The following is a 17075-nucleotide window of genomic DNA, read 5'->3' as shown; positions in this document are numbered from 1 at the left end:
CACGACATCTGTCAAAGCATAAAAAAGGCCGTCTGAAACCTTGCAACCTGCAAAGTTTCAGACGGCCTTTCATCGTTTTTATTCAAAAACTTACATAACACTCAATACATCAATACCCAACAATTCCAAGCCTTGTTTCAGCGTGTCGCCGGTCAGCTTTGCCAGTTGCAGACGGCTGTTGCGGGTTGCGCCTTCTGATTTCAAAATCGGGCAGGCTTCGTAGAAGCGGCTGAACAAGGTAGCGATTTGATAGAGGTAGGCGGCGAGGTAGTGCGGATATGCCGTGTCCGCCACGCTTTGCAGTACGTCTTCAAATTTCAGCAGCTCGGCAGCCAGTTGTTTTTCCAAAGGTTCGGTCAAAACGGTTGGCTCATTTGTGTCCCATTCGCCTGCTTTGCGGAACACGCTTTGCACGCGGGTGTAGGCGTATTGCAGGTAGGGGGCGGTGTTGCCTTCAAACGAGAGCATGGCGTCCCAGTCGAACACATAATCGCTGGTGCGGTTTTTGCTCAAATCGGCGTATTTGACCGCGCCGATGCCGACGGTTTTGCCGATTTTGGCGGCTTCGTCCGCGCCCAATTCGGGATTTTTTTCTTTCACCAAAGCGGTGGCGCGCTCAACAGCTTCGGTCAGCAGGTCAACCAGTTTTACAGTGTCGCCGCTACGCGTTTTGAACGGTTTACCGTCTTTTCCCATCATGGTGCCGAAGCCGATAAACTCGGCTTTTACATCTTCCGGCAGATAGCCTGCTTTGCGGGAAGTGGTAAAGAGTTGCTCAAAGTGCAGGGCTTGGCGGTGGTCGACGACGTACAGCAGGCGGTCGGCATGAAGCGTGCCGACGCGGTAGCGCAAACACGCCAAGTCGGTGGAAGCATAAAGGAAGCCGCCGCCTTGTTTCTGCACGATAAATGCGGCGGGTTCGCCTTCTTTGTTTTTAAATTCGTCCAAGAACACGACTTTCGCGCCGTCGTCTTCGACTGCCAAACCTTTTTCGACCAAATCATCGACTACGGGTTGCAAATCGTCGTTGTATTTCGATTCGCCCGCCACGTCTTCGGGGCGCAACTTCAAGCCCAGCGTGTCGTAAACGGCTTGGGCGTGCGAGAGTGAAATATCGACAAACTGTTTCCACAATGCCAACACGGTTTCATCGCCGCCTTGCAGCTTCACAACGTATTCGCGTGCGGTGTCGGCAAAAGCAGGATCTTCGTCAAAACGTACTTTGGCGGCGCGGTAAAACTGCTCCAAGTCCGCCAGTTCAAATGCGGCATTGTCTTTTTGCTGCTCAACCAAATAAGCGACCAACATGCCGAACTGCGTACCCCAGTCGCCGACGTGGTTTTGACGGATAACGGTGTTGCCCATAAATTCCAACACACGCGAAATGCTGTCGCCGATGATGCTGGAACGCAGGTGGCCGACGTGCATTTCTTTGGCCAAATTAGGAGAAGAATAGTCGATAACGACGGTTTGCGGTTTGTCGGTTTTCGCTACGCCGAAACGCGCGTTGTTCAAGGCCGTCTGAATGTTTTGAGCGAGAAATTCAGGACGCAGGCGCAGGTTGATAAAGCCCGGGCCGGCGACTTCCGCGCTTTCAATCACGGCATTGTCAGCCAATGCTTCGGCCACTTTTTGCGCCAACTCGCGCGGATTTTGTTTGGCTTTTTTCGCCGCACCCATTACGCCGTTGATTTGGAAATCGCCGAAGTCGGGATTTTTCGCCGCCTGCAATACGACGGGGCTGTCGGACAAACCGGCAGCGGCAAAGGCTGCTTGGGCTTCACGTTCGACGGTTTGGTATAAATTCATGTTGTCGGTCTCTATCAATTCAAATCAGGCGGTATTTTAAAAGAATTTCGGGCTTTAAAACAGGGCAAGCTGCAATACTTTTCCAGCGGCTTGTTATATGATTGCATTCTGATTCAACGATTTTGCTGTAAAGGCCGTCTGAAAGGAAAAGCCATGAACCCCAAAAATACGCTTTGTCTGATTGTCGATATTCAAGAACGCCTGCTGCCCGCCCTTTCCGGCGCGGACGAAATGTTGGAACGCTGCCGCCTGCTGATTCAAGGCTTGACGGCTTTGGGCGTACCCTTTGCCGTAACCGAACAATATCCGAAAGGTTTGGGCAACACCGTATCCGCCGTATCGCTGCTGTTGCCCGAAGGCACGCCTGTTGTCGAGAAAACCCAATTTTCGGCGTTTTTGTCCGAAATTCAGGAAATCTTACGCAAAAACGACATCAAAAACGTTATTTTAGTTGGAGCGGAAGCGCATATCTGTATGCTTCAGACGGCCTTGGATTTGAAGGCGAAAGGTTACGCCGTATCCCTGCCTTTTGAATGTACCGCCTCGCGCACAACGGCCAACCGCGACAATGGTTTGGCGCAACTGAGCCGTCAGGGCATTACCGTTTCCAATGTCGAAAGTATTTTGTTCCAACTGCTCGGCGATGCCAAACATCCGGCCTTTAAGACTATCTCCAAACTGATTCAATAACAGGCCGTCCGAAATGCAATACACCATCCGTCCTGCCCTGCGCCAAGACTTGCCCGCCATCGTCGATATTTACAACAGCACTGTGGCCACGCGCCAATCCACGGCCGATTTGTCGCCGACCACGGTTGCCGAGCGTGAAATATGGTTTGCCGCGCACACGGACAAACGCCCGATCTACGCCCTTTACGATACCGACGGCACCGTATTGGCCTGGGGCAGTTTCAGCGACTACCATCCGCGCTACGCCTACCACATCAGCGCGGAAGTCAGCATTTATGTCCGCCACGATATGCGCGGCGCAGGCGTGGGCAAAATCCTGTTGCGACACATGCTCGAACGCGCGCCGTCCTTAGGCATCCGCAACGTCATCGCGCTTGTGTTCGGCCACAACTATCCGAGCCTGAACCTGTTTCACCGTTTTGGTTTTGAAGAATGGGGGCGACTGCCACAAGTCTGCGATTTGGAAACCATGTTGGCAGACGTGGTGATTTTGGGCAAAAGGATTGTGGATTGATTACGACAAAGGCCGTCTGAAAACTGAATTCAGACGGCCTTTTGACGGTAAAACCTTTATTCCGGTTTCTTCGCCAGCATGGTAACAAATTTAAACTGAATCGGATTGCCGAATTCGTCTTTCGCGTGCATCGAACCCAGCTCTTCCTTGTATTCCACCAATTCCCAGTCTTTATAGTATTCGCGCAACTCGCCCTCGCCGAACTTGAACGGGAACGGCATCGGGCAAGGGAAATCTTCCGTATCCATCGCAGACACGATCAGGTTGTAACCGCCGGGGTTGGTGTGTTCCTTCATATTGGCAATCACGTCAGGAACGTAACGCGGCATCAGGAACATAAATACCACGGTCGCCACCATATAATCGAAGTTTTCCTGAATATTGGCGGCGTTGAGGTCGTATTCAAACGCGCGGACATTCAGTTCTTCGATACGCGCCAGCTCTTCCACGTTTTGAACCGCATGGGGATTATTATCGACAGCGGTAACGTCAAAACCTTTCAAACCTAAATACAGCGCATTGCGCCCCTGACCGCAGCCCATATCCAAAACCTTGCCGACAGGTACGATGCCCTCGGCGGCACGGACGGCCGAATGTGTTGCGCTCATGCCGTATTTCTTATTGAAATAGTCCGCCGCTTCACAGTAAAACGACAGTTGAATTTCCGTATCTTGCGTTTGCGGCGCGATAAAGTGCCATGCTTGCGGATGGATAATCCAATCATCGCTTTCAGGCGTCAGCTCGTGCGTAGCCGTAATATTGCCCGCTTCGTCCACTTCGTTGAAGTTCAGACGGCCTTGGAGGACATTGAGGCAGCCCCAAGTACCGGCGGCGGTATTGTGTTTGGACAACAAAGCTTCGGGAATCTCGTCCGCCGTCCACACTGGCATCTGTTTGTAACAAAACAATTCTTGCTGTTCGCTCATCATGTTTCCTTTCTATTTTGACGGTTTCAACACGGCTTCTGCCAAGGCTTTTTGAATGGCAATCACGCTCTTGTCGCTTTTAAATTGCAAGGTTTCGGTCGGCACTTCGCCGGAAGAAACCCAAATCTTCAGCTCTGCATCCAAATCGAAATGACCCGAGGTTTCTACCGAAAAGCGCGACACGGAACGGTACGGAATCGAACGGTAAGACACTTTCTTGCCGGTCAACCCCTGCTTGTCCACCAACACCAGCCGATATTCGGTAAACACAATCAAATCGCGCACCAGGCTGAATGCCATTTTTACCTGTTCGCCATCAATCAGGATATTCGCCAAATCGCGTTCCACCGCATCGGCGTCTTTTTGCGAAGCATTGCCCAAAAGGCCGCTGAACAATCCCATATCTGCCTGCTTTCTATACGAGTGATAAGTGCAGGGTATTTTACACGCGCAAACCGTATTTGCCGATATTTCAGACGGCCTTATGTTATGATACCGCCTTATTCGACAAAGACATGCCCATGGATAAACCCGTTTACCTCTACACAGACGGCGCATGCAAAGGCAACCCCGGCGCAGGCGGCTGGGGGGTATTTATGCGCTACGGCACACACGAAAAAGAACTGTTCGGCGGAGAAGCCGAAACCACCAACAACCGCATGGAGCTGACCGCCGTCATCGAAGGCCTGAAATCCTTAAAACGCCGCTGCCAAGTCATCATCTGCACCGACTCGCAATACGTCAAAAACGGCATGGAAAGCTGGATACACGGCTGGAAAAAAAACGGCTGGAAAACCGCCGCCAAAAAACCGGTCAAAAACGACGATTTATGGAAAGAGCTGGATAGTTTGGTTCAACAGCACGATGTCCGCTGGACGTGGGTAAAAGGCCATGCCGGACACCCTGAAAACGAAAAAGCCGACGAGCTCGCTAATCAAGGGGCGGCAAAATTTGCATAACACTTCACCCATGACTGTACTCAAATATCTCAAACCATTCTTTTGGATTGCTATCATTGCATTGATTTGTGTGACGCCAAGAGCACTTATGTTCGCCTATTCGCCCTTTCATGATGTCTATGATTATTTTAACTTTGGATTGTGCGATCACATTGAGAGTGCCGAAGAATGTGACGACTTAATCACGCCCGCCTATTTATTTTGGTGGTTTATACCTAAACCGTGGTTTTTCACATTCATCACACTGACTGCTATTTACCTCATTCTAAAAATCCTGATTGAAATCATCCGATTCCTATTCAGACTGAGAAAGAAGAACCCATGACCTGCCCTATCTGCACTGCCGATAACGAAGATATTTTGCTGCAAACGCCAAACCTGCGTGTTATCGCCGTTCACAACGAAGCCGGCGCACCGGCATTCTGCCGCGTTATTTGGAATGACCATGTTTCCGAGATGACCGACCTTTCCCCTGCCGAACGCAATGAAATCATGGAAATGGTGTATCAAGTTGAAGCCGCAATGCGCCAAGTCTTCCGCCCGGCCAAAATCAATCTGGCCAGCCTCGGCAATGTTGTGCCCCATCTGCATTGGCACGTCATCGCCCGTTTTGAAAACGACGCCAATTTCCCCGCGCCGATTTGGGCTGCGCCCGTCCGCGAACACGGTATGACCTTGCCCGAAAACTGGCCGGAACAAATCAAAAACTTAATCGCTTAAACTTTCAGACGGCCTGTAAGGTCCGACACGCCAAGTTCAGGCCGTCTGAACATATAACGAAAGGAAAACCTCAATGAACTCCACCACGCGCCGCCATTTCTTGCGTACCTGCTCTGCCGCGGCAGGCGCAGGGTTGTTGCAAGCCTGCGGCACAGGCACGACCACCACGCCGCAAACCAAAACCACATCTACCACCGCGAAAGCCAAAACCGTGCAACCTAAGCAACCCCATCCGCCACGTTCCGGCGACAACCTCCTGCGTGTTGTTGCGCCGTCAGGCTTCGCCGAAGACCCCAACCGAGTGACCACCGGCCTGACCCGCCTCTACAACGCAGGCTTTACCGTGACCAACCAACAGGCAGGCAGCCGCCGTTACCAACGCTTTGCCGGCAGCGACGCCCAACGTGCCTCCGACTTCCAAGAAGTTGCCAGCGGCCGCGTCGAAACGCCTAAAGTCTTGATGGGCCTGCGCGGCGGCTACGGCGCGGCACGCATCCTGCCGCAAATCGATTTTGCCTCACTCGGCGCTAGAATGCGCGAACGCGGCACATTGTTCTTCGGTTTCAGCGACGTATGCGCCGTCCAACTCGCCCTGTTGGCCAAAGGCAATATGATGAGCTTTGCAGGCCCGATGGTGTACAGCGAATTCGGCAAAGCTGACCCCAGCGTCTTTACCATGGATTCCTTTATCCGCGGCACAACCAACAACGTCAACATCGTTGATGTCCCAACCATCCAACGCGCCGATGTCAACGTCGAAGGCACATTATGGGGCGGCAACCTCAGCGTTCTCGCCTCCCTCGCCGGTACGCCTTACATGCCCGATATTCAAGGCGGCATCCTTTTCATCGAAGACGTCAGCGAGCAACCCTACCGCATCGAGCGCATGCTCAATACGCTTTATCTGTCAGGTGTTTTGCAAAAACAACGCGCCATCATCTTCGGCGATTTCCGCATGGGCACCATCCGCGACGTGTACGACTCCAGCTACGATTTCTCCGCCGTCGTCAACCACATTTCTCGTACCGCCAAGATTCCTGTGTTGACCGGCTTCCCATTCGGCCACATTACCAACAAAACCACTTTCCCTTTGGGCGCGCATGCCAAAGTCCGCAGTACCGGCAACGGCGGTTATTCCGTTACCTTCAGTGGCTACCCTACGCTGAACCCGTCAGCGCTGACACTCGACAGCCTGCTGCCGCCTCCTGTTCCGACTTACGACAGCACCATCTACCGCGACAGCATCACTGAAGAAGTCACCGAATAAGGCTTGTTCAAATCAAAAGGCCGTCTGAAACCCAGTTTCAGACGGCCTTTTTATATCTTCATCTTAACCGTAACATCGTTGGAAATCTTTCATAAAGTCGGCCAACGCGTTCACACCTTCAAGCGGCATCGCGTTATAAATGCTGGCACGCATACCGCCGACGGTTTTATAACCCTTGAGCAGGCACAAGCCCTGCAACTCGGCTTCCAACACAAAGCGGCGGTCCAAGTCTTCGCTTGCTGTTTTGAAGACCACGTTCATTTTGGAGCGCGCATCAGGATGGATATCGTTGATGTAAAAACCGCCGCTGCCATCTATCGTCTCATACAAGGTTTGCGCCTTTATTCGATTGACCGCTTCAATTTTTTTCACACCGCCCTGCGTTTGCAGCCAGCGGAACACCAAACCCGACATATAAATCGCATAGGTAGACGGCGTGTTGTACATACCGTCGCGGTTGATGTGGGAGCGGTAGTTGAACACATCGGGGATATCGTTCGGACAACGCTCCAGCAAATCCTCGCGGATAATGACCACTGTCGCACCGGCAGGGCCGATATTTTTTTGCGCGCCGGCATAAATCAAGCCGTAATCGGACACATCAAACTCACGCGACAAAATCTCGCTCGACATATCGCACACCAGCGGCGGCAGGCCGTCTGAAAGTTTGGGGACGTTTTGATACTGCAAGCCGTTTACGGTTTCATTAATCGCAAAATGAACAAACGCAGAATTCGGGTTGACATCCCAATCCTCAACCACAGGAAGATTTTTATAGGCATATTGCTCGCCGCCATGCGCAGCCAAACGGATTTCGGCATTGCTCAAACGGCTCATCTGTTCATAAGCAATACGGCTCCAGTTACCCGTTACCACCGCATCGGCAGTCGCAAAACCGTGTGCCAAATTCATGGCTACCATATTAAATTGCGTGGTCGCACCGCCCTGTAAAAACAGGATTTTATAGTTGGACGGAATATTCAAAAGTTGGCGCAAGTCTTGTTCGGCATGATGCAGAATACTCAAAAACATATCCGAACGGTGGCTCATCGCCATCACGGGGAAACCCGTACCGTTGTAGTCGAGCATCTCCTGTTGCGCGGTACGCAATACCGCTTCCGGCAATACGGCAGGACCTGCGGAAAAATTGTAAATCGGGTGTGCGGACATGGCGGCCTTCTTTCTTATTCGGTGGGTATAAAGAAATTGTAGAACTGCCTTGCACATTGTGCAAGCACGAAAAATCCGAAAATACAAGGCCGCCTGGAAAGAAAGCAATACCAATTATTTGTTTTTTAAAACAATTTCAGAACAACCACATCAAAACTTGTCAACAATTTCCTTTTCAGACGGCCTCAACCCTATCCTTTACATTTAAGCAATCACTTCAAAAAATCCACGCCAAATCAACGCTTTTCTTTTATCTTGAAAACAGTTATAATAGGCCAATTTTTCAAATCACACGAAAAATGGCCGCGCGGCCATTTTTTTGTTTATGTACTTCTGGAGAAGCATGGATATTCAAAGCATTCTTGATAAAACCCTGCCCGGCTTGGGCTACGAGCTGGTCGATTTCGAACTGACCGCACAAGGCGATTTACGCGTTTTCATCGATAAAGAAGGCGGCATCACCGTCGAAGACTGCGCCACTGTCAGCAACCATCTGAGCCGCGTGTTTATGGTTGAAGACATCGACTACAAACGTTTGGAAATCTCCAGCCCGGGCCTTGACCGTCCGTTGAAAAAAGCCGCCGACTTCGTGCGCTTTGCCGGCCAGAACGCCAAAATCAAAACACGCCTGCCGATTGATGGTCAGAAAAACTTCATCGGCCGCATCGAATCTTGCGAAAACGACATCGTTACCGTCTCTTTCGACGGCAAAACTGCCCAAATCGAATTGAGCAATATCGACAAAGCCCGTTTGCGCCCCGAATTTAAATTTTAAAAACCGATTACTTGGAGATTCTAGAAAATGAGTCGCGAAATGTTACAGCTGGCCGAAGCGCTGGCAAGTGAAAAAAACGTTGAAACGGAAGTCGTATTCAAAGCCCTTGAATTCGCCCTCTCTACTGCTGCCAAGAAAAAAGCCGACCGCGAGCACATGGACGTGCGCGTCGAAATCGACCGCGATACCGGCGAATACCAAACCTTCCGCCGCTGGCTGATTGTTGCCGATGAAGACTACACCTACCCCGATGTAGAAAAAACCATCGAGGAAATCCAAGAAGAAATTCCCGGCACAACCATCCAAATCGGCGAATACTACGAAGAGCAGCTGCCAAACGAAGGCTTCGGCCGCCAAGCCGCACAAACTGCCAAACAAATCATCCTGCAACGCATCCGTGATGCGGAGCGCGAGCAAAACCTGAACGAGTTCCTCGCTTCTAAAGAAGACATCGTTTCCGGTACGGTAAAACGCGTCGAGCGCCACGGCATCATCGTTGAAGTCGTCGCGGGCAAACTTGACGCCCTGATTCCGCGCGAAGAAATGATTCCGCGCGAAAACTTCCGCAGCGGCGACCGCATCCGCGCCCTCTTCCTGCGTGTGGACGAAATCGGCAATACCGGCCGCAAACAAGTCATTTTGAGCCGCACCAGCGGCGACTTCTTGGCCAAACTCTATGCCAACGAAGTGCCTGAAATTGCAGACGGCCTGTTGGAAATCCGCGAAGTAGCACGCGACCCAGGCCAACGCGCCAAAGTTGCCGTTAAAGCCAACGACCAACGCATCGACCCGCAAGGTACTTGTATCGGCGTGCGCGGTTCCCGTGTTAATGCCGTGAGCAACGAATTGTCTGGCGAACGCATCGACATTGTATTGTGGTCTCCTGAGCCTGCCCAATTTGTGATGAACGCGCTGTCTCCTGCAGAAGTGAGCCGCATCGTAATTGACGAAGACAAACACGCCGTTGACGTAATCGTTGACGAAAACCAACTGGCGCTGGCCATCGGCCGCGGCGGTCAAAACGTCCGTCTGGCTTCCATCCTGACCGGCTGGCAGCTGAACATCATGACCGTTGAAGAAGCCGACGAGCGCAATGCTGCCGAAGACGCGGTTATCCGCAACCTCTTCACCACCCACTTGAACATCGACGACGAAACTGCCGATATTTTGGTGGAAGAAGGCTTTGCCACTTTGGAAGAAGTTGCTTACGTTCCAGCGGCAGAATTGCTTGCCATTGACGGCTTTGACGAAGAAATCGTTGAAACCCTGCGCAACCGCGCACGCGACGCGATCCTGACCATTACCATCGCCGCAGAAGAAAAACTGGGTGAAGTGTCTGAAGACATGCGCAATTTGGACGGCGTAGATTCCGATATGTTGCGCAAACTGGCCGAAGCCGGCGTAACCCAACGCGATGATCTGGCCGAATTGTCTGTTGACGAATTGGTCGAAATTACCGGTGTTGATGAAGAAGAAGCCAAAAAAGTGATTTTGGCTGCACGCGAACACTGGTTTACTGAAGAAAATAACTAAGGGGGTACTGAATGAGTAATACAACCGTAGCGCAATTTGCCGCCGAACTAAACCGCCCCGTCGATGATTTGCTTAAACAATTGAAAGAAGCCGGGGTCAATAAAAACAGCGGTAATGACAGCATAACCACTGACGACAAACAACTGTTGACCGCTTACCTGCAAAAGAAAAACGGCAGCAACAGCGGCACCATCAGCATCCGCCGCAAAAAAACCGAAGTCAGCACCGTTGACGGTGTAAAAGTGGAAACACGCCGCCGCAGCCGTGCCGTTACCATTCCTTCTTCCGAAGAATTAGCAGCGGAAGCCAAAGCCAAAGTAGCAGCGGAAAACCAAAAAGCCGAAGCAAAAAAAGCAGCCGCCCAAGCTGCCGAAGAAAAAGCCAAAGCTGAAGCAGAAGCTGCCGCCAAAGCCGAAGCCCGTGCCAAAGCAGAGGCTGAAGCAGCCAGACTGAAAGCAGCCAAAGCCGCACCAAAAGCGGAAGGCAAACCTGCCGAAGCCCAAAAAGAAGAAGCCAAACCGGTTGAAGCCGTAGAAGCCAAGGCCGAAGCAAAAGTTGAAGCTAAAGCAGACAACAAGCCGTCTGAAAAATCCGTTGAAGCTGAAAAACCAGCCGAAGCCAAGAAACCTGCCAAAGCCAAACAAGACAAAGGCGGCAAAGGCAAAGAAGCGAAAAAGGCAGCCAAACCTGCCGCTCCTGCCGTACCGCAACCTGTCGTCAGCGTGGAAGAACAGGCTCAACGCGATGAAGAGGCCCGTCGTGCCGCCGCCCTGCGTGCGCATCAAGAAGCCTTGTTGAAAGAAAAACAAGAGCGTCAAGCACGCCGCGAAGCCATGAAACAACAGGCCGATCAAGACTCAAAACCTACTAAAGAAGCCAAATCAGGCGAACGCAACAAACCTGCCGAGAAAGCCAAAACGGCATCCGGAGAAGGAAAATCCGAACATAACGCGCGCGGTAAAAAAGAAGACCGTCGTGAGCGTGATGAAGAAAACCAAGGCCGTAATGCCAAAGGTAAAGGCGGCAAAGGCGGCCGTGACCGCAACAATGCACGCAATGGCGACGACGAACGCGTACGCGGCGGCAAAAAAGGCAAAAAACTCAAACTTGAGCCAAACCAACACGCCTTCCAAGCGCCGACCGAACCTGTCGTACACGAAGTTTTGGTACCTGAAACCATTACCGTTGCCGACTTGGCACACAAAATGGCCGTTAAAGGCGTCGAAGTGGTTAAAGCCCTGATGAAAATGGGCATGATGGTAACCATCAACCAATCTATCGACCAAGATACTGCCCTGATTGTAGTGGAAGAACTCGGCCACATCGGCAAACCTGCCGCTGCCGACGATCCTGAAGCATTCTTGGATGAAGGCGTTGAAGCAGTTGAAGCCGAAGCATTGCCGCGTCCTCCGGTTGTGACCGTAATGGGTCACGTTGACCACGGTAAAACTTCCCTGCTGGACTACATCCGCCGTGCCAAAGTGGTACAAGGCGAAGCGGGCGGCATTACCCAACACATCGGCGCATACCACGTTGAAACCCCACGCGGCGTGATTACCTTCTTGGATACTCCGGGTCACGAAGCGTTTACCGCCATGCGCGCGCGCGGTGCGAAAGCAACCGATATCGTGATTCTTGTGGTTGCCGCCGACGACGGCGTGATGCCGCAAACCATCGAGGCAATTGCCCACGCTAAAGCCGCCGGCGTACCGATAGTGGTTGCCGTCAACAAAATCGATAAAGAAGCCGCCAACCCTGAGCGTATCCGCCAAGAGCTGACTGCCCACGAAGTCGTGCCTGACGAATGGGGCGGCGATGTACAGTTCATCGACGTTTCCGCTAAAAAAGGCCTGAACATCGATGCATTGCTCGAAGCGGTATTGCTCGAAGCCGAAGTTTTGGAACTGACTGCCCCAGTCGATGCACCTGCCAAAGGTATCATCGTAGAGGCACGTTTGGACAAAGGCCGCGGCGCGGTTGCCACCCTCTTGGTACAAAGCGGTACGCTGAAAAAAGGCGATATGCTGCTGGCCGGTACTGCATTCGGTAAAATCCGTGCAATGGTTGACGAAAACGGCAAAGCCATCAATGAAGCCGGCCCGTCTATCCCTGTCGAAATCCTCGGCTTGTCCGACGTACCGAACGCAGGCGAAGATGCAATGGTATTGGCCGACGAGAAAAAAGCGCGCGAAATCGCCCTCTTCCGTCAAGGCAAATACCGCGACGTTCGCTTGGCCAAACAACAGGCCGCGAAACTGGAAAACATGTTCAACAACATGGGCGAAAACCAAGCCCAATCCTTGTCCGTCATCATCAAAGCAGACGTACAAGGTTCTTACGAAGCGTTGGCGGGCAGCCTGAAAAAACTGTCCACCGACGAAGTGAAAGTGAACGTGTTGCACAGCGGTGTTGGCGGCATTACTGAGTCTGATGTCAACTTGGCCATCGCTTCCGGCGCATTCATCATCGGCTTTAACGTCCGTGCAGATGCTTCCGCACGCAAACTGGCTGAGAATGAAAACGTGGAAATCCGTTACTACAACATCATTTACGATGCCATCGACGACGTGAAAGCTGCCATGAGCGGTATGCTCTCTCCGGAAGAGAAAGAGCAAGTAACCGGTACGGTCGAAATCCGTCAGGTCATCTCCGTTTCCAAAGTCGGCAATATTGCAGGCTGTATGGTTACCGACGGTGTGGTCAAACGCGATTCCCATGTCCGCCTCATCCGCAACAACGTGGTTATCCATACCGGTGAGCTGTCTTCTTTGAAACGCTACAAAGACGACGTCAAAGAAGTCCGCATGGGCTTCGAGTGTGGTCTGATGCTCAAAGGCTACAACGAGATTATGGAAGGCGACCAACTCGAATGTTTCGACATCGTCGAAGTTGCCCGTACTCTGTAATCAGATAGGCCGTCTGAAAAATCAGAAGCAGGTTTTGCAATGCGAAACCTGCTTCTTTTTTCAGACGGCCTTTTTACAACCATTCATAGTTTGAAACTATTAAATTTGATATGTGGTATATAAGAAACAAAACAGCCGCACAAGGCAAAGCCATTTGGCAAAAGATTAGACGGCAAATTAAGCCTGATAAAGCTCTCTACATATTGTCATATCTTAACGTTTCTGTTGTTTTTATCAAATTTCGGCACTAGTATATACAGCCTAAACACAATACAAATTAAGCAATACCGGCCATATGCCGGATACGTTTACTTCCTTGTTACTCTCATCAACATCTAAAGAAAATATCATGACAATCGAAAAAGCAATGCGCATTCGCAATGCGCAATTTGAATTACGACATTTAGAGCAATTACAACCTTCCGCCCTTGCACAAGCAACAACAGGTACTTCGAGAGATGACGTTTATTATGTAACCCGCAGCGACGATAAAATCATTGAAAACCCAAATGGAGGCGATGATACGGTTTACAGCAACGTCAGCTATACCCTTCCAAACCACGTTGAAAACCTTGTTTTGACCGGTACAGCCAACATCTTCGGCGCAGGCAACAACAGCAACAACATCCTCATCGGCAATGAAGGCCGCAACCGCCTCAACAGCGGTCGCGGTGACGACATCGTTTACGGCGGCGGCGGCAACGATTTCATCAACGGCGGCGAAGGCAACGACCGTCTTTTCGGCGAAACAGGCAATGATACCCTCAACGGCGAAGCAGGCAATGATGTGCTTGAAGGTGGCGAAGGCGATGATACCTACCTTTTCTCTGCCAAAAGCGAGCAAGACACCATCATCGACAATCAAGGCCACAACAACATCCGCTTTCATACTGATCTGAGCCTTAACGATTTAACCGTTGAAGTCCGAAACAATGAAACCGGCGGTCATGACTGGCTGATTGCCGTGAAAAATAGCAACGCTGTTTTAACCATCAAAAACCAATACACTCAAAACGATACAACACCGGCAGTCTCCCAATTCATCATCGGCACACAAAAACTGGATGTAAACAGCTTTGCCAAATATTTCAATATTTCCCTGACTGAACATACCGAAAACGGCCAGACCATCGATGGCAGCGACGACAATGACCACCTGATCGGCACATCCGGCGATGATATTATCGACGGCAAAGCCGGTGCCGACATTATGGAAGGTGGGGATGGCAATGACACTTACTACGTTGATGATGTAAAAGACGTGGTTATCGAACAGGCTGGCGGCGGCGAAGACACCGTATTCAGCAGCATTTCATATACTGCCGCTACCCACGTCGAAAATGTTACCTTGACCGGATCGGCCAATATTTTTGCCGCCGGCAACAACAGCAATAACATTCTGACCGGTAACGAAGGCCGCAACCGCCTCAACAGCGGACGCGGCGATGATACCGTTTACGGCATGGGTGGCAACGACAACCTCAACGGCGGCGACGGCAACGATTATCTGGATGGCGGCGACGGTAACGATGTCATCAACGGTGATGCTGGCGACGACATTTTGCTGGGCGGAAACGGCAAAGACATTCTGAAAGGCGGTGCCGGAAACGATACCTATATCTACGGTGACAACGATACCATTATCGATAACCAAGGCATCAATACCCTCAAGTTTTCAGACGGCCTGAACAATGCCAAGCTCAACCTGAAGACCATTCATAACGACGATGGCAGCCAAAGCTGGGAAATTACTTCGGAGCAAAGTTCAGCCTTGATTCAAAACCAAATCGGCGCGGATGGCAGTATTTCCATCGACCGTTTCCAGTTCAGCGACAAAACTTACACTGCCGCACAATTCCAACAAGTCTTCCAAGCGCTGAAGGCCGAAGCCATTAAATTTGCCGGCACAAACGGCGACGATACCTTGCATGGCAATGCAGGCAACAATGAAATCGACGGCGGCAACGACGGCCATGACACCCTTTATGGCCACGATGGCGATGACATCTTGCGCGAACACAGTGCAACCTATTACAGCACTGAGCCGGATTCCGACGATAAACTTTATGGTGGCAATGGCAATGACAAACTCTATGCCCATGTAGGTGCCGACCTGCTTGACGGCGGCGCAGGCAATGATTATCTGGAAGGCGGCGAACACAACGATACCTATATCTTCGGCAAAGGTTACGGTCACGACACCATTTTCGACTACAACTTTGGTTTCGACAGCGAGGCCGGCCTGCACACGCTCAACGCCAACGTCGTGAAATTTACCGGCGGCATTACTCTTGACGACCTTGAAATTACCATTGAAAAAGGTTACGACAAAACCGGGATTGCCGACATGCCCGACAGCAACCAATTTGTATCCAATCCCCTGTTGGATGGCGACACATGGCATATCCGCATTAAAGGCACAGACGATGTTTTAACCATCAAAAACCAAAGCGGTATTTATGGTGCGATTTCCGAGTTTCAGTTTGACGGCAATACCTCATACAGCACGGGAGAGGTAATCAACCACTTCAAACTGTCTATCCCGCACATGATCGGTAACACAAACATCGCCCAATACACCGGCCAACCCGTTGAAGAACTCAACCGTGATGTGTACAACAACTTCAACCACACCATCCACGCCGATAGCGACAACAGCGATTTAGATTTGTCGCGTTACACTTCTGTTGTCGAATACAGGGGCAACCGCAGTGATGAAACCATTACTTTGGGCCGAGGCATCAACATCGTCGATACAGCCGGCGGCAACGACAACATTACCGACCCGGGTGCCGACAACACCGTTATCATGTTTGGCAGAAACAGCGGCAACGACACCTTCAATCCGTATGGTGGCAGCGATACCCAAGTCCGCTTCAAAGAAGGGCTGACGCTGAAAGATTTACAGTTGAAAACCGGCGATGATTGGGTCTTAACCATCAAAGATACAGGCGACACCCTGACCATCCATGACATTGCCAACAATAATGTCGACAGCTTTGTATTCGGAAACGGCAAGAGCTATACCGCTGACGAAATCAGCAAAGCACTGATGACTGAAAATACACAAAACAACGGTATCCTGTAAAACTCAAAGGCCGTCTGAAACCTTAATTCAGACGGCCTTAGCCCTTTGCTGATTTATTTATCGTTCTGCTATATAATTATTCTCATTCAAATTCACAAGAAAGAATAAAAATGAATGCCTTAAATCTCCTCACCACGCGTCGCTCTTCCAAAAAACTGACTGCTCCTGCACCCAATACCGAGCAACTGGAACAAATGCTGCAAGCGGCAACACAAGTACCTGATCACGGCAATATGCGCCCTTTCCGCTTTACTGTGATTCAAAACGAAGCCGGTTTGCAACGTTTCCGCAAGCTTTTGGGCAAGACCGTTACCGAACTCAACTTCGGCGATGATGCCATGAAAAAAGCCGAACGCGTCGGCAACATGGCGCCTATGATTATCGGCGTTACATTTACGCCAAACCGTGAAGTGGCAAAACCCAAACCCGAATGGGAGCAAATGTTGACTGCCGGCTGCGCCGCCTATGCTTTACAACTGGCTGCTTCTGCTCAAGGCTTCGACAATGTTTGGATTACGGGCATGTGGGTCAACAGCCCATTGTTGCGCGAAGCATTTGAGTGTGCCGACAAAGACAAAATCATCGGCCTGATGATGATTGGTTCGCCGACCGAAGAAGGAAGCGGCCCGAAAAATACCAACTTAGAATGTTTTACAACTTATTGGTAAAGCCTGAAAACACTAGGGCCGTCTGAAAAACCTGATTTAATGGTTTTCAG

At 51.0% G+C, this 17075-nt stretch carries 14 protein-coding genes; 10 read left to right on the top strand and 4 right to left on the bottom strand.

Features of this window, described 5'->3' with window-relative positions:
* Positions 1-90: 90 nt before the first annotated feature.
* Positions 91-1809 (bottom strand): arginine--tRNA ligase, encoded by a 1719-nt coding sequence (gene argS, locus DBY97_RS10365; protein WP_107858268.1) that lies wholly within the window; start codon positions 1807-1809, stop codon positions 91-93.
* Between the two features lie 153 nt (positions 1810-1962).
* Here argS and DBY97_RS10360 point away from each other — a divergent pair, with 153 nt between their 5' ends.
* Positions 1963-2499 carry an isochorismatase family protein gene (locus tag DBY97_RS10360; RefSeq protein ID WP_107858267.1) on the top strand — a complete coding sequence of 179 codons (537 nt, stop codon included), beginning with the start codon at positions 1963-1965 and terminating at the stop codon, positions 2497-2499.
* A 13-nt stretch (positions 2500-2512) separates the two neighbouring features.
* Positions 2513-3013: a GNAT family N-acetyltransferase gene (locus DBY97_RS10355; RefSeq protein ID WP_107858266.1), complete on the top strand. Its 501-nt coding sequence runs from the start codon at positions 2513-2515 to the stop codon at positions 3011-3013.
* Between the two features lie 56 nt (positions 3014-3069).
* Here the strand turns inward: DBY97_RS10355 and tehB are convergent, their stop codons facing one another.
* Complete coding sequence (gene tehB / locus DBY97_RS10350) at positions 3070-3939, bottom strand: SAM-dependent methyltransferase TehB (RefSeq protein ID WP_188209221.1); 870 nt, start codon at positions 3937-3939, stop codon at positions 3070-3072.
* Between the two features lie 12 nt (positions 3940-3951).
* The gene (locus tag DBY97_RS10345; RefSeq protein ID WP_004519323.1) at positions 3952-4341 is read right to left on the bottom strand and encodes a PH domain-containing protein; all 390 of its coding nucleotides are present in this window, start codon (positions 4339-4341) and stop codon (positions 3952-3954) included.
* A 119-nt stretch (positions 4342-4460) separates the two neighbouring features.
* On the opposite strand from DBY97_RS10345, the gene rnhA reads away from it, so the two are divergent.
* From rnhA to DBY97_RS10325, 3 genes are all read left to right on the top strand, one after another.
* Positions 4461-4898 carry a ribonuclease HI gene (rnhA, locus tag DBY97_RS10340; RefSeq protein ID WP_107858264.1) on the top strand — a complete coding sequence of 146 codons (438 nt, stop codon included), beginning with the start codon at positions 4461-4463 and terminating at the stop codon, positions 4896-4898.
* A 321-nt stretch (positions 4899-5219) separates the two neighbouring features.
* Entirely contained in the window at positions 5220-5618 is a 399-nt protein-coding gene (locus DBY97_RS10330) for an HIT family protein (protein ID WP_107810229.1), read from the top strand.
* Between the two features lie 73 nt (positions 5619-5691).
* On the top strand, positions 5692-6885 hold the full coding sequence (locus DBY97_RS10325; RefSeq protein WP_107858263.1) for an LD-carboxypeptidase: 1194 nt from the start codon (positions 5692-5694) through the stop codon (positions 6883-6885).
* A gap of 63 nt (positions 6886-6948) precedes the next feature.
* Here DBY97_RS10325 and serC read toward each other — a convergent pair whose 3' ends face one another.
* Positions 6949-8055, bottom strand: coding sequence for a phosphoserine transaminase (serC, locus tag DBY97_RS10320; RefSeq protein WP_107858262.1), 1107 nt, complete (start codon positions 8053-8055; stop codon positions 6949-6951).
* Positions 8056-8398: 343 nt separating this feature from the next.
* Between serC and rimP the strand changes: the two genes are divergently transcribed.
* The 5 genes from rimP to DBY97_RS10295 all read left to right on the top strand — a co-directional run bounded on the left by rimP (position 8399) and on the right by DBY97_RS10295 (position 17025).
* A complete protein-coding gene (gene rimP / locus DBY97_RS10315; protein ID WP_003685973.1) occupies positions 8399-8830 on the top strand; it encodes a ribosome maturation factor RimP in 432 nt (143 codons plus the stop codon).
* A 27-nt stretch (positions 8831-8857) separates the two neighbouring features.
* Complete coding sequence (nusA, locus tag DBY97_RS10310) at positions 8858-10363, top strand: transcription termination factor NusA (protein ID WP_049330906.1); 1506 nt, start codon at positions 8858-8860, stop codon at positions 10361-10363.
* Between the two features lie 11 nt (positions 10364-10374).
* Entirely contained in the window at positions 10375-13269 is a 2895-nt protein-coding gene (gene infB / locus DBY97_RS10305) for a translation initiation factor IF-2 (RefSeq protein ID WP_107858261.1), read from the top strand.
* A 349-nt stretch (positions 13270-13618) separates the two neighbouring features.
* Positions 13619-16357, top strand: coding sequence for a calcium-binding protein (locus DBY97_RS11610; RefSeq protein WP_107858260.1), 2739 nt, complete (start codon positions 13619-13621; stop codon positions 16355-16357).
* A 110-nt stretch (positions 16358-16467) separates the two neighbouring features.
* A complete protein-coding gene (locus tag DBY97_RS10295) occupies positions 16468-17025 on the top strand; it encodes a nitroreductase family protein (protein WP_107858259.1) in 558 nt (185 codons plus the stop codon).
* Positions 17026-17075 lie beyond the last annotated feature (50 nt).

The organism is Neisseria subflava (assembly GCF_003044645.1).
GTDB classification, from domain to species: Bacteria; Pseudomonadota; Gammaproteobacteria; order Burkholderiales; family Neisseriaceae; genus Neisseria; species Neisseria subflava_B.
Note: the sequence above shows the minus strand (reverse complement) of the source record. Positions and strands in the feature narration are given on the sequence as shown.